The organism is Bradyrhizobium genosp. SA-4 str. CB756, from assembly GCF_000473125.1.
Classification (GTDB): domain Bacteria; phylum Pseudomonadota; class Alphaproteobacteria; order Rhizobiales; family Xanthobacteraceae; genus Bradyrhizobium; species Bradyrhizobium arachidis.
In genome coordinates this window covers 5818357-5832045 of the sequence record NZ_KI421499.1, presented here as the reverse complement: position 1 = coordinate 5832045, position 13689 = coordinate 5818357, and the positions used below count along the sequence as shown (strand labels likewise).

The 13689-nt window shown below is 58.0% G+C and carries 11 protein-coding genes and 2 pseudogenes; 5 read left to right on the top strand and 8 right to left on the bottom strand.

Annotated elements, in window-relative coordinates; translation table 11 throughout:
* The first annotated feature begins 7 nt into the window (after nt 1–7).
* The 3 genes from BRAGE_RS0128360 (at nt 8) to BRAGE_RS54910 (ending at nt 3835) form a co-directional block, all read left to right on the top strand.
* Nucleotides 8–901, top strand: coding sequence for an amino acid ABC transporter substrate-binding protein (locus BRAGE_RS0128360; RefSeq protein WP_035730135.1), 894 nt, complete (start codon nt 8–10; stop codon nt 899–901).
* A 121-nt stretch (nt 902–1022) separates the two neighbouring features.
* A complete protein-coding gene (locus tag BRAGE_RS0128355; RefSeq protein ID WP_028146383.1) occupies nt 1023–2375 on the top strand; it encodes an amidohydrolase family protein in 1353 nt (450 codons plus the stop codon).
* A 1061-nt stretch (nt 2376–3436) separates the two neighbouring features.
* On the top strand, nt 3437–3835 hold the full coding sequence (locus BRAGE_RS54910) for a hypothetical protein (protein ID WP_156950882.1): 399 nt from the start codon (nt 3437–3439) through the stop codon (nt 3833–3835).
* Here BRAGE_RS54910 and BRAGE_RS0128350 read toward each other — a convergent pair.
* From BRAGE_RS0128350 to BRAGE_RS0128320, 7 genes and pseudogenes are all read right to left on the bottom strand, one after another.
* The gene (locus tag BRAGE_RS0128350; RefSeq protein ID WP_231164282.1) at nt 3824–5563 is read right to left on the bottom strand and encodes an outer membrane beta-barrel protein; all 1740 of its coding nucleotides are present in this window, start codon (nt 5561–5563) and stop codon (nt 3824–3826) included. The two genes, BRAGE_RS54910 and BRAGE_RS0128350, sit on opposite strands and share 12 nt — an antisense overlap.
* 1177 nt (nt 5564–6740) lie before the next feature.
* Nucleotides 6741–7094 carry a hypothetical protein gene (locus BRAGE_RS56450; protein ID WP_027562287.1) on the bottom strand — a complete coding sequence of 118 codons (354 nt, stop codon included), beginning with the start codon at nt 7092–7094 and terminating at the stop codon, nt 6741–6743.
* 35 nt (nt 7095–7129) lie between these two features.
* Nucleotides 7130–7285 (bottom strand): annotated as a pseudogene (locus tag BRAGE_RS52150) (DUF736 family protein); the annotation flags it as partial.
* 191 nt (nt 7286–7476) lie between these two features.
* On the bottom strand, nt 7477–8802 hold the full coding sequence (locus BRAGE_RS0128330; protein WP_027562286.1) for a DUF3422 family protein: 1326 nt from the start codon (nt 8800–8802) through the stop codon (nt 7477–7479).
* A 16-nt stretch (nt 8803–8818) separates the two neighbouring features.
* Nucleotides 8819–9022, bottom strand: a complete 204-nt coding sequence (locus BRAGE_RS0128325) for a hypothetical protein (protein WP_027562285.1) — start codon at nt 9020–9022, stop codon at nt 8819–8821.
* A gap of 18 nt (nt 9023–9040) precedes the next feature.
* On the bottom strand, nt 9041–9292 hold the full coding sequence (locus BRAGE_RS57955) for a DUF2169 domain-containing protein (RefSeq protein WP_430644510.1): 252 nt from the start codon (nt 9290–9292) through the stop codon (nt 9041–9043).
* Nucleotides 9293–10159: 867 nt separating this feature from the next.
* Nucleotides 10160–10390 (bottom strand): hypothetical protein, encoded by a 231-nt coding sequence (locus BRAGE_RS0128320; RefSeq protein WP_027562284.1) that lies wholly within the window; start codon nt 10388–10390, stop codon nt 10160–10162.
* 344 nt (nt 10391–10734) lie between these two features.
* On the opposite strand from BRAGE_RS0128320, the pseudogene BRAGE_RS57950 reads away from it, so the two are divergent.
* Together BRAGE_RS57950 and BRAGE_RS57945 are read left to right on the top strand one after the other, a co-directional pair.
* Nucleotides 10735–10857 (top strand): annotated as a pseudogene (locus BRAGE_RS57950) (recombinase family protein); the annotation flags it as partial.
* A gap of 62 nt (nt 10858–10919) precedes the next feature.
* Nucleotides 10920–11171: a recombinase family protein gene (locus tag BRAGE_RS57945; protein WP_433994933.1), complete on the top strand. Its 252-nt coding sequence runs from the start codon at nt 10920–10922 to the stop codon at nt 11169–11171.
* 654 nt (nt 11172–11825) lie between these two features.
* On the opposite strand, the gene BRAGE_RS49425 is transcribed toward BRAGE_RS57945, so the two are convergent.
* Complete coding sequence (locus BRAGE_RS49425) at nt 11826–12998, bottom strand: TlpA disulfide reductase family protein (protein WP_051378529.1); 1173 nt, start codon at nt 12996–12998, stop codon at nt 11826–11828.
* Nucleotides 12999–13689 lie beyond the last annotated feature (691 nt).

Sequence of the window (13689 nt, the reverse complement as noted above, 5' to 3'; positions counted from 1 at the left end):
CATCTCCATGCTCAGAATGCTTGCACTGCTCTCCGCAACTGCTATCGCCATGCTTTCAGTCTCCACGGCTCAGGCCGGTCCGACGCTCGACAACATCAAGTCGAAAAAGGCGATCACCATTGGCTACCGCGAAGCTTCGATCCCCTTTTCCTATCTCGGCGGCGACCAGAAGCCAGTCGGTTTTTCCCTGGACCTGTGTGCGCATATCGTCGATCGACTGAAAGCTGATCTCAGCACTCCAGACCTTCATGTCAAGCTCACGCCGGTCAATTCGTCCAACCGCATCCCGCTGATACAGAACGGTACGATCGATATCGAGTGCGGCGGCACTGCCAGCAGCAAGCAGCGTCTGGAACAGGTCTCATTCAGCGTTTCGACTTTCGCTAGCCAAACGGCTTGGCTCGCAAAGGTGTCGAGCGAGTTCAAGACGCCGAAAGATCTAAAGGGCAAGACTATCGTTGTTACACAGGGGTCCGATGCGCTTGGTATCGCCAAAGGTATCTCGCAGGATGAAGGTCTCAATCTTACGATCGCGCAAGCCAAAGACCATGCTGAATCCCTGCTTCTGCTCGCCACCGGGCGGGCATCGGCGTGGGTGGAGGCGGACATTCTCTTGGCCGGTATGAAGGCGGATTATTCGAACCCCGCTGACCTAACTTTCTTAAGAGCCAATTACGGCACGATCTATTATTATGGTCTGATGTCCTCGAAGGATGACCCCGACTTCAAAAAAATGGTCGACGACGTGCTCTCCAAGCTCATGGCTTCCGGCGAGTTCGCGAAGATCTACGACAAATGGTTCATGGCTGCGATCCCACCGAAGAACATCAACCTCAACTTTCCAATGACGGAGGCTCTTAAGGAGCGCGTTGCCCATCCGAGTGATGTCGTCAACAATTGATCTAGTCCGAGTGCGGTCGCGAAATGCGCCGTTGGCGAACGTTAGACATACAGCATGGTTAACGCAGCGGTGATCGCGAATGCGGATGCAAGCGGCTGTCCTTACCTGAAAGGAATCCAAAATGAGTGGCGCTGCGATTGGTTGGGAGGCAATGACGGACTCCGATCGAAAGATTGCGCAGTGGGTGGAGGAAACGCCGTTTGTGGACACCCACGAACATCTGATTGAGGAAAGTCAACGCCTTGCTGGAGCGATCCACCCACGAACATTGCCATGCAACGACTGGGCTTATTTATTCAGGTCCTATACGGCCGAGGATCTGGTCGTTGCCGGCCTTCCGGCGGCCGATCTGCGCAGGTTCCTCTTGCCGGATCTTCCAAGCCAGGAAAAATATCGATTGATCGCCCCCTATTGGGAGCGCATCCGCCACACCGGCTACGCCCAGGCCCTGCGCCATACATTTCGCGGCGTTTACGGTGAAGATGATTTGACAGCCGAGAGCCTGCCGCGCATCGCTGAGAAATACCGAGAAACGGTTCAGCCCGGGTTTTATGCCCGCATTTTTGGCCTAGCGAACATCGAGGGCTGCCATGTCAATTCGCTGCAGCGTATTTTTATGGAGACCGAACAGCCAGGGCTACTCGATCACGATATAAGCATCCTTCAACTGTGCCGGTGTAGCGCTGCTGATTTTGCGTGGGTGGAGGCTGAGACAGGCAGGCGACCCGCGACGCTCGATGAGTGGCTCGACGTCATCGACTTCTACTTCACAACATACGGTCCCAAAGCCGTCGCCGTAAAATCGCAGATTGCCTATTCGCGCGCTCTCAATTTCGAGCCGGTCACCAAGGCGCATGCGTCAAGGCTATTTCCTCATCACGCCGACAGAGTCGGTGCATTACACGCCCTGGGTCCCGAGGACCTCAAGGCGCTACAAGATTATCTGTTCCGCTATTGTGTCGACAAGGCTGGCGAGTGCGGCCTTCCGGTCAAACTGCACACCGGCGTTTTGGCCGGCTATGGCGTGATGCAACTCGGCCGTACCCACAGCAATGCCGCAGACGTATGCCGTCTGTTGCAAGACTTTCCCGAAACCCGTTTTGTTCTCATGCATATCGGCTATCCATACGAGCACGAGTTTATCGCGCTGGCCAAACATTACCCGAATGCCGCGATCGACATGTGCTGGGCGTGGATTATCAATCCGGTGGCGGGCGTTCGCTTTCTGAAGGAGTTTCTGGTGGCGGTCCCGTCGAACAAGATCTTCACCTTTGGGGGCGACTATGTCGCTGTCGAGCCAATTTACGGCCATGCGTTTGTAGCGCGTCGTGGAATCGCGATGGCACTCTCGCAATTGGTTGCCGAAGGGTGGGTTGCGCTTGAAGAGACTCGTGGTCTGATAGAAAGGATCATGCGCGGGAACGCTCAACAGTTCTTCTGTAAACCACATCGAGAGCGCGCAATTCATCCCTGAACGGTGCACAAGCACGATCATTTCGCTGGGGGAAGCTTGGAAAATGGTCGCGTCAGCGGGATAGCCTGGCTCGCTTTGGTCTGCGGGTCTCCGCATCAGGTAAGCGAATGAACCCGCGGTCACTCGAGTTGGCTATTCGAGCCTATAGCCTAAGCCTCAACAGCGTTGCCAAGCGCATCAGCGGATCGACTCGCGGGCGCGTAGGTCGGCATGCTAGTCTAAGCGGGCGCCGTGCGCCACATGACTAAGGGCAGTGGCCGAGTCGCGAAAACTGAATTGCACCTGTACAGGCCAAGTCGAGGGTTAATTCTCCGCCACCTTGGTAGAGAGTTGGAACAAGCCATCGAACTTCTCGACAATCGCCGACCCGCTGGCGGCACGATTCGTAGCGCTGATCTACGATCAGGCACGGTACCAAATATCCTTCGCAACCCGTGGCGCTTTGCAAGACGGACTGTGATGAACTGGTCCGGGAGTTTAGGTTTGTCAACTGCTAACGGGGGCGTGTGCACGAGGTGTGACCAGGATATCGCTATCGGGGATACGATATGACGGGCATTGGCCGAGCTGGCACATCGCACGTTGGGGTTGCAGGATGAGGCAGTTCGAGCCTGGAGCCCGGCCTTGTCCCAGAGGAACGCAGCCAATCGTTCGACGCCGTTGTGAAGCGGATGCGCTCCGCCTCAAGATTGAGCCGCGGCGCTTGCGAACCCGCCACCGACTTCGGATGCGGGCCGCCAACGCGGTCACGCGGCAAAGCGAAAATTGGGGAGCCTCCTTGAGGAGCTTGAAACTTGTCGTCGAGCGGCCAGGCGCGCGCGAGACTTGCCCGAGGCGCAAGAGCTGATCGACCAAGTCGTCAGGGCAGGCTCAGCAGTTCTGGACTACTACGCTGATCTGCTCCCAAACTTGAAGCGTCGCATTCTGCCCGACGATGGGGCCCGCCAGCTTAGCTCATCCCGGACTTTCGGATCATCTCAATGCCGCGCCGGCACAGATTGCGGGAGCGCGCGACATCGGGGCCTTCTCGCGCGCAGTAATGCACAAAAGCAAGCGGTTTCGTGGCGCAGCTTGCTCATTCCGAGCCAACTGAATTGCTGCCGCGTTTTCTCAACTTGAGGACGCGCGCATTGAAACTATTGTCCAAGAACGAAGTGAAAGCGCTGACACTTTCTTCTATTCTTCTATTCTCATGTTGGAAAATCCTCAAGGAAGGCCGGGTGGTGGGTGCAAGCGTGTCGGCACTGAGGCTTTCGGGGGCCGGAGAAACCCGAGAGGCGTGTGGGGCTCGCACCGGCTGGCACTCATTCTTGGCATGCAAGCTGCTCTGCTCGATTCCGAGGTGCTTCACCATCCTTACCCACGACGTCCGCGTCCTGTTTGGCGCCGACGTCGATGCTTATGAGCAGGCCTGGATGGCTCGAGAAGTAGTCTCGAGCCGGCCAAGATCAACTGTTTGAGTCGAACTTGTAAGAGGCCTGAAAGAATGTACCCCAGCGCTCCATACTGTACTTCGCAAGAATGCGCGGGGCACCGACGCAGCCGCTGCTGCTGCACAAAGAGCCGCTGTCCTTTTTGGTCCACATGGCCCAATAGCGGCCACCGACGCCGACGCTGATGTTTTTGGTGATCGAGTAGGACAACACGCCTTCGATCTGGACGCCGCCACCACCATTTCCGCGTTGTTCATCAAAGGTGGTCATGTCGCGCAAGAGATGATAGTCACGTCCCTTGAAACCGGTCCAGGGCAAGTAGGCCACGTCGGCGTTCAAACGCCAACGCTCGGTCAGCATGGTTTCGGCGCTCAGGCCGATCCGAGGCGCATTCCATTGAGTATCCTCTCCGCCGATGATCCTGCTGTCACCCGACGTCAAACACGAATACAGCGAGTTAGCCACCTGCATGCATCCGGTCGAGTCCGAACTCTGGCCATAATAGGTCCAGCCTATAAATCCCCCGACCTTGTAGTCGCTGCTGCGCAGGAAGTCGTAACCGACGTCAGCCGTGTAATAGGCAAACCTCCCGTTTGACTGGCCGGAAAGGTTGTTGATGTAGGAAAGTCCGTCCTCGGGTATCCAATCTTCATTATTTATTTTTCCTTTGTTAAACTGCCCGATACCAAGATTGCTTTTCAAGAAAGCTCCCCATGGACTGTCAACACGGCCGAATAACTCCCCGGAAAGTCCGTCCAGTCCATGATAAGTGAGCCTCGATTCCAGTATGCTGGGGTCTTCAGGCCAGCCGTTCCGAACTGCGCTGTGATCCCACTGGAAACGTCCCCGGCTCAGCCAGAGCCGCGAGCCGCCTTCGAAGGACCAGCCGGGCGCGTAGAAAATGGGTGGTACGCTGCCGGCTGATTTCGCATACAGCGGCGCATCGGACCATTGTGCGGCCTCTGGGTCCGCACCAAAGTGGTAGTTCAGGCCAATCTTTCCGATGTGATAGTTACTGGTCAGGCTGGTTGTGCTCGCCGGCAGAATCGCAAACGGCGGAAACTGCACTGTCGCAGCCGTCGCGACACTCGGCCCGCCAAAATGCAGATAGTCATATTCGACGTTCACCGACCATGCGGGCGTTAGGGCTTGCTCGACGCCCAGCCCGATAATGCCACCGACCCGACCATCGTCGAAATGCGTTCTGCCCTGTGGCCAGCCGCCTTCAAAGTTGTTGACGACATCGCCCCGATTGTTTTGCCAGGCTAGGCCTGCCTTGAGATAGGCCAGCGTGTGCGCGAGCGCGCCAAAGGCGTAACCGACGCGAGCGGTCCCGGTGGCAAAGAGGCTCGGACCTGCCTTGCAGTTTGCGCTCACAACGAAGCCCGAAGAGGCGAGGCATGTACTTGTGCCGTTGGAGACAGCACCGCTGGCATCCAGCTCGATGCCAAACACCCAGCTGTTGTTCTGCCAGTTGTAACCGATCTGGCCACCAGCAAGGAACGCCGGGGTATCGACGATGCCGCCATAGATTGATGGACCGTATGGATTGCTGAAGGAGGTGCGGCCGTACCCACCGCCGGCATGCCCGCCAATATAGCCTCCAGACCAGTTCCACACCCCTTGTGGCGGTTTAAGTTGTGGCTCAAGATCCGCCGGCTTCGCTGCGCTGCTTGCGACGAGCGCAATTGTTGTCGCACCACAAAAAAAGATTCTACATCGCATCAAAGTTTGCCCCGGAACTTGCCAGTTCACGACCCGCCTCCTCAAGTATCGCCGCACGACAATCGTCGGAGCAGACCAGACACGCGGGCGCGCCGGGTCCGTCCCGAAGATCACCGCACTTCGATTGGTGATGATTTCCCGAATAAGCAAGGCGCGTGCCGAATTGAACTCGTAGGCTTTGCGGGGTCTTCGGAAGTGTTTGTCGCGTCAACTTGCCGACGTTGTCTCAAATTTGACAATCTGAGCTTCCGACAGTCTCTCCATACCCGACATTTGCGAGGGCAGATCCAATGCGCAACGTTTATGTTTGCGTGGAAATAGTTGCGTGCCAAAGCGCCGCCAAACGGAAGACAGCCAAGGCTTGGGAGTGAGTGGCGATTGTGACCCGGATGCTCAAAAGCAACACACACGATGGAGTAGCAGCCGAAATGGAGAAGAACACGGGACTTTTCTGAAACTGATTGCGCTAGGTGATTTCAAACGGCAGGCGCCCACTTGAAGATCAAAAAGAATCAAATGCCGATTGCACGAGCCCTTTGAGCGCACGCTCGGCGCTAATAAAAATCGCGCAACTGGATTCGTGACGATCGGGTCGCTGAGTGTCCTGCTATAGTATCGCGCGCGCCGTGGTGGTGGTGGAAGGCGCAGCCGTCAGACCTCTATCTCACGGAACCCACCCGCCATGTTCATCCTCGGACCACCACTCATATCCTTGTTATCGGCTTGATTTGTTGGCTGGTGGTCATGCTTGCTGCCTCAGCGCTCCCGGTCTTCGTTGGCATGACGATCGCCATGTTCGGCTTCCATACCCGTGCCGGCTTGAACGGAGGCATTGTGGCGGGCGCTGTGAACTTTGGTGTCGCCGGGCTTGCGCTCGCTCTCGCGCCATGGGCTTGGGTTCGGCTCCTGATATCCTTCTCTACGTCGCGCCCGCTACCGTAGCAGGCTATAGCGCCACATATGGAATCGCCCTGATGACGGTGCCTTCACCAATCTGGCGGACGAAAGTTGCCGTCGTGGGCGCCATTGACGTCAGCATCACAGCGTTGATCCGCTTCACTGGAATAGCCGTAGCTGGACCTGCCCGGCAATGATTGCGCCACTGAAGGCGTCGCATCGACGGGCGGGACCGCACCAGATATCCGCAATGCTCGCGGTCCTCACCGTCGGAATTCGATCGAGAGCGGGCTGGCCCTTGAAGCTCCGATCAACAAGCTTGCGCCCCGGCTTCGTCAAGGTGATCATAGAGGCATGGACCAAGCGGTCGCATCTCAATGGATACGGCGACAATAAATGTGAACGAGCGGCGCGGCCGATGTGTAATCACGGTCCCAAATCCGTCCGTTGCTGAAGGGACAAAGCGCCTGTCACCATCGAACTCAGTTGCCGGCCTCTCGGTGCGGTCGAACTTGCCGCGTTCTCCTTGACGCCAGTTCTGCAGGCCGAGCGCACCAACGGCCTCTTCGATGGATTGATCTAGCCCGAAGGACGGCTGACGCCTCAACCGCATAAGGCGCAACAGCGGCGTCACAACTTTCTTCCCCGCCGACTCGGCCATCATTCTTGGCCCTAGCCAAGAAAGTTGCTGCTTTGCTGTCAGGCCCCTTGTTCGCCGTCGATCGCCTCCGGCCTGTCGATCACCATCGAGGGGTTGGCGAAGATCGGAGCGGTGAAGCTCGGATCGTCGAGCTTCAGACCTAGATAATCGCGGCCCTCGTTGGAGCGCTTCGACCAGGCGGCCCCGATCTCCACACTGGATGAGGAAGGTGAGGGCTTCAGCCTGATCTGGCCCCGTCTCAGCCGTCGCAACGGCGACTGACCCGATCCACAATGCCTCGCCGGCTGCATTCCCTTGCGCAGGAGCCGGCCGCGATCTTGCGGCAGCGTCGCACCCCGACCATGCGAGCTTCGCAGGACGGAGGCACCGATTCCCTCAAGGAGCTTTAGTCGCAAGTAACCGAGGGCTCGTCGTTGTGCTTGAGGTGTCGCTTTCGGACATTGTAACTCACCAGCCAGATCACGCCGACCGCGATCGGAACGAAGGCTGCGGTCAGGAACGAGGGCTCTACTCGCAGTCCGACATCATGCGCGCCCTTGGCAAGATAACTAAACAGGCTGACCACATAATATCCTATCGCCCCGACCGACAATCCTTCGACCGTGCACTGCAGCCGAAGTTGCTGTCTCGCGCGCTCGTTGATAGCCTGCAACAGGTCACGATTCTGTCGTTCGATTTCGACGTCGACCCGGGTTCGCAACAGGTCGGCGGCCCGCGCGAGCTTGACCGACAGAGTGGCCTGACGATCCTCCACAGTGGCGCAGGTTCGCATCGCCGGCGCCATGCGGCGTGCCAGAAACGACGACCAGGTTGGATAGCCCGAGACATCGTTGCCTTCAATGATGGATAGTCGCGATTGGACCAGCTCGTAATAGGCCCTGCTGGCGCCGAAGCGAAACAGGCTGCCGGTCGCGCCTCTTTCGAAGGATGCGGCCAGCGCCGTCAGCTCGGCAAGCAGATGGTTGTTGAACTGCAGCCCCTCACCGCTTTGCATTTTCTCGAGCGCCTCAACAAGACGGCGGTCGATGCGATCAACAGATGGTGCAAGCTCAAGGGCCGCCGACAGGCCAAGCAGCGCCAATGGACGGTAGGTCTCGATTTCCAAAAGCCGCTGCACCAGCGCTCCGAGATCGTGCGATGTCAACCCGAGGTCGCAGACGAGTATTTTCGTGAAGCCTTTTTCGTCTACGCGGAAGTCTGAAGCGGCAACGCCTGTGCCGCTCTTTGTGACAACCATGGCCAGGCTATTCTTGTCAAAAATCTGTTCGGCCCGCCTGGTCGGCGAGGTGTCCCGCTCCACTTCTAGCCTGATCGCGACCAGCAACTGTCCGGTCTGACGCAGCGCGCGGATCAGCGATCGGACGGTCCCATCAACTTTGTCAAATTGGTCTGCGGCAGAACAATTTGCGTTAGTCCAGATCCAGGTAAAGGTTGTAAATTCCGAATGCTGCTCCCAGCGTAACGTAGCGGGACCGATGACAATCTGATGAAGTTTCGCCGATTGCTCAGGCGGCGTAAGATTGCGCTCGAGGCAAAAATCGATAAAACGGCAGCGGTCGCTTGTGGCCGCCTCGCCCTGTGCAAGAAAAGCGAAGTGGATCACGCTGAACGGCGAAACAAGGCGCGTGAAGGGGCGCGCGTGCACTTCGCGGAGCACAGCGTCGCGTTGCGGATGTGGCGTGAAGGTTCGCAGATCCAGTTCATCGACCATGTATTGACGCCTCGCTTCAGGTGAGTAGGCAACCGGCAGCCTTGACGCGGGATGCAATGGCGGTGCTGGGAAACGGTTGCGCGGCTAGGTTACTGATGAAAGTCATGTCGACGGTCACTACCGAGGCCGCCTTGAACTCGGGAAAGAGGTCTTGCGGGAGGAGCGTCGGGCCATGCAGATTGAGATGGAGCCGCCCCATCCAGCTTTCGAATGACGGCATCAACGTATGGTCCGGTGTTCACGGCGAAATGTCGGCATTGCGGCTCAATAGCTGTAGCGCTGCGTGCGCGAACTTGGCGGCGGCGCGCAGCACGGTTCGACGAATGCCTAGATTGACGTGGACATGGTTGTCTGGTCGTCCCTCAAGTGCCGCCGCGTGTCCGCCGATGAGCACCTCGGCTCGTGGCTTGATTATGCCGATGTCGAGCGGGGGGCGGGCGGAAGCTCCTTCGCGGCCATGACCAAAGGTCCTGCTCGCCCTGCAAACGATGTGCGCGCGGGTTGGCGAGGTCGAACATCGCGAAGACCGAATTTATGAGGTTCGCCCCAGGAGGACGACGCTCGCATTTGGTCAACAGACCTAGTGCGCGGGGTTTTACAAGAACGGGCATGAAACCTGCCAAGACGTTTTTCGTCCCCACCAATATCTCTCTGGCGTGACAGACTTTCGGTCGCACGATGCAAACGCGTCTTTAAGTCCCATACCAAATTTGGTAGGTAGCCGTTTTAGCTCCGCGTTGCGTAAACTGTCGTTCCCGCGGCGAAGGTTGATATTCGAAGCAAGCGCAATTTGCGCCAGCAGAATCATCGGCTCCCAAAGCCGATCGATCGACCCGATATCGGACCAGACTGCCGCTCACCGAAGAATTAAAACTGTTTTGTCTGTGAAGAATCGATACTTCGTGGCCGTGGGTAAGTTGCTTCGTTAGACGAAGCCGTTGATGCGGTGGACGCGGGCTAGACGCATTCGTCTTGCGACTGAGCAGGCAGTGCGTGGGGCGCCCTCGAGGCGGCTCGCTACATCTAATCCCAGCCGAGTGCACACGAAAGCACCGAGCCCGATCGGCGGTCCGGCCGGAAATCTTCGGACTACACGAAGAATCTCGACAATCGCGTTCGGGCAATCGATCACCTTCTGAACGAGGAATCGCGCAGCATTTCGCTTTTGCACATCGCGACCACCTCACGATCCGGCATCAAGAGCTACGATGACTATCAGAGCGATGTCGCGGCTCTTCGAGGACGTCAACGCTCGGCATGGCGCGGACGGCTGGATGCCGATCCGCCACGAACGAAGCCTCAGATTTAGGCTGTGCTCGCCGCCCTCTACCGCGCCGCACGTGTCACGTTGGTAACATCATTCCGTGACGGTATGAATCTCGTAGCGAAAGAATAGGTTGCAGCGCAGGATGGCAGCGATGCCGGCGTACTGACTTTGTCGAAAGTTATCGGCGTGGCTAAGGAACTCGACGCGGCGCTGCTCATCCATTCCAACAGACATAGCGGCCAAGATTTCGATCGCATTTTCAATGTCGCAGCCCGACCGCATCTGCCGCTGGATGATGGCGAAGCTTCGAGTGTATCCCATCCAGAAATGGTTGGTGCACTTTATCTCCAAGTTGGAGAAAATTCGGGCCGAGAAACTCGCGAGACAGAGCCCTCGGGATGTGCGCGGGTCCAGCAGTCTAAAACCAAAGATCGAGGGAAAATTGGCCGGAGGAGCTGGCCGCCTGCCGCGGCAGTAGGCATGCCCAGCATTCGATCTGAGAGCTAGGAGATTAAATGAGGATTTCACCTGATGGCGGCAAGGTTCATTCGCCACGATTGGTGAACGAAGACTGCCTGCGCGGCTGGACAACTCTGACGAGTTTGAGGCTTGTAGCATCGCTGTTCTAAGTCAACTGGGGTGCGTCGTGCCCCGCAGTTTACCGAATTCGAGGAATTGATCGCGGCCGTGTAAGGGTAAGCACGCTTGATCAGAAGACCGATCGACAACTTGCCGGCATCGAGCTTTACCGTACTTTCACCGATCAGGCCTCCGGCAAGGACACCGATCGGCCCGCGCTCACGGAATTGGTGGCATACGTGCGTCAGCGCGATACGGTCGTGGTTCCTCCATGGACCGCCTGCCACGAAACCTTGAAGACCTTCGCAGTCCCGTTAGGATGCGCACCGAGAGGGGCGTCCGTGTTCACCTTATCAAGGACAGCCTCACGTTCACCGCCGAGGCGTCGCCCTTATCGCAGCTTCTCTTGAACGTCATGGGTTCGTTTGCGAAGTTCGAGCGCGCGTTGATTCGGGAGAGGCAGCGCGAAGGCGTGGCGCTCGCGAAGGCGAGGGGGGCTACAAGGGGCGCAGGCGTGCGTTGACTCCCGATCAGGTCAAGCAACTGCTGCAGAGAGTGGCCGCTGGCGCCAAGAAGGGCTGTTATGGCGCGTGAACTCGGCGTCAGCAGGGAGACGGTTTACCGCTATCTCCGGGGCGCCTCGCTGCTGGGCGCGGCCGCGGCTCACGATCGTATCCGCCTGGTCCGCCTTGTGGCCGCGCTCCAAGCGCTCGCAGTGCTGCACCGCGAAGACAAGTCTGAACGCCTTGCGTGGCGGTGTGCGTTTGCCGGGAGGTGGATAGACTGCGGTCGGGCGGTGCAAATCGTCGAGGATGTTCTCTACGCATACTCTGAATGCCGTGGTTCACGGCGATGGCCCCAACGAGTGGGAAGCGATTTCCGCCTTCTACCGGCTGGAACACAATCTGGTCCCCATCTACCCCGGATTTCTGCGCCTCCACGCAAGAACACAGGCTTGTACCGTCCAACCCACTCCGACATATCCGGCAGGCTTTCGATCGGCACATCGAGAGCTTCTTTTGGAGGCCCGACGAGGTCTGGTAGAAGCGGGCAAAGCACCACGACGGACGCATCGGTGCGACTCGGATGGCATTTTCGTGTAAAACGCCGGACCGTCAGATTTGGTTGCCACTCGCCGCCGGAGAAATGGATGATGGCCAGCGAGCAATTCCGGCTATCACCCTGATTTTTGTTGTTTGCTCCGTTGCCTGCGCTTTGACGCTCTCGGAAACCCGGCTTGCGGAGTTGCACAAAGACTCTCGTAGCAAGCCTTCTCACCCTTGTAGTTGGCCAGCGCTTCGACCAACCGCGGCATGACGTGCTGTTTCAGTTCGTCGGGCATAGGCTCAGGACCGCTTAGCGAGTTCAATGCCACCTCGACCAATTCGATTGCGCGATCCTTGTTGCCGCTCTCATAATAATACTGCGCGACCGCCCCATAAGACAGCCACTTGGGGCCACCGTCCCGGTGCGGAGGATCCAGCGCAAGAATGTGTTCGGACAACTCTTTGCCCATCGCAAAGCGCTCGGCAGACGGGACGTGGGAGTTGTCATTCGCCGGATTGAAGAGTTGGCGCAGCGCCTCTTCCATCCACACCTCATTGCTTTTGTCGATCGCGTCGCGAGCGAATTGCCTCATAACCGGCAAGCCGGTCTGCATGTTGCGCAGTTTGTGAAGCAACAGATCCGCACGGCGCACGCGGAAGTTGAGGTCATCCGGCATCACCGCGACGGCCTCTTCGACCGCCGAAACCGCCTTTGTCCAATCCTCCGCCTTCATCGCGGCGAGAATCGGCTCAGTCAACGCCCGCTTGCGCGTCCTTTCGTCCATTTCGCGTCGTCCGGTTTCGATCCGCTCTGTATCGGCGGCTTTCGCTTCATCGCTGGTCCGCCAGCTGCCGTTAAGAACTTTCGGCAAGACGTCATCGAGCTGCATCGGAGGACCGATAAAGGCGATGTGGCCGTCACGGTCAACCACGAACGAGGTGGGAATCCCGACAGAAAAGCTGGAGTCCATCCACAGCTTGCTGATTTCGCCTGTGGAGTCGAACCCTATCCGATAGTTCATGTTCGAGAACTTGTCGGTCAACCACGCGTCCAAGTTTGTTCGGGCCTCGTCCGCCGTTGCAGCTTTTTCGTAAGCTGCGACGCCGAGCAGCTCAAGTCCGCTGTCTTTGTATTTCTCTTGCAGCTCTACTAGATGAGGCATCACTGCCGCACATGGTCCGCACCAAGTTGCCCAAAATTCGACGATGTACACCTTCCCGGGCTGGAAGCTCGTGAGGGGCTCGCCTCGCAGCCAGTTCTCCACCTTGATCGGGGGAGCTGGGGACTCCATGTGCAGCACCATGTTGCTCTCCAAAACTATTGCCACTCGTTGCGCGATTTTGTGTGCTAGCCTGTCTCTCTCAGAAACAGCGCACACGGGGGTCAAGAGAAGGCGAGCATCACTCGTTTGCGCATCTGATCTGCGCTCAGCCCTCACTCCGCGTTTCTGCATCCCAATAGCAACAGGCGTGCCGTCTCGGTAAGCAAGCATCAAGCGCCTGACTACGCTTTGAAAAATCCAAGGCGCCCCAAAAGCAGCCGGTGTTTTGGACCTGACAGACTTTGTCCGGTGTCAGAACTTGGACACGGATCGCGCGCTTCGCGCCACCAGAAAAGCTGGTTTGTGAGTCAGCGAATGGAGCCTGCTAACCCCTTTCGCCGCCAGGCAGGATGAGAGGAGAGCTCGATGCAGATCGGAATCGAAATAGCCAAGGCAAGGACCGCGACAGGTTCGTGGTCGATGACGAGGGAATCATTCGAGGGGCACTGGAGCGCGAGCTGCGGATCGGTGCGCCTTAAAAACTGCCAGTGCTCGCCGGCATGCCAAGCGTTTGCTGCACCAACTGGCACTTCGATCAATTTTGCTGTTCAGCCGCGTGAATCGCGGCCGGACAGGAGTTTTCGCGGATGTTCGAACAAGGCTGCCGCCCGAAGCGAGCGGCCCGCTGGTCATCGACATGCCAGAGAACAATGGTGCGCTGAGCGGTTGGACC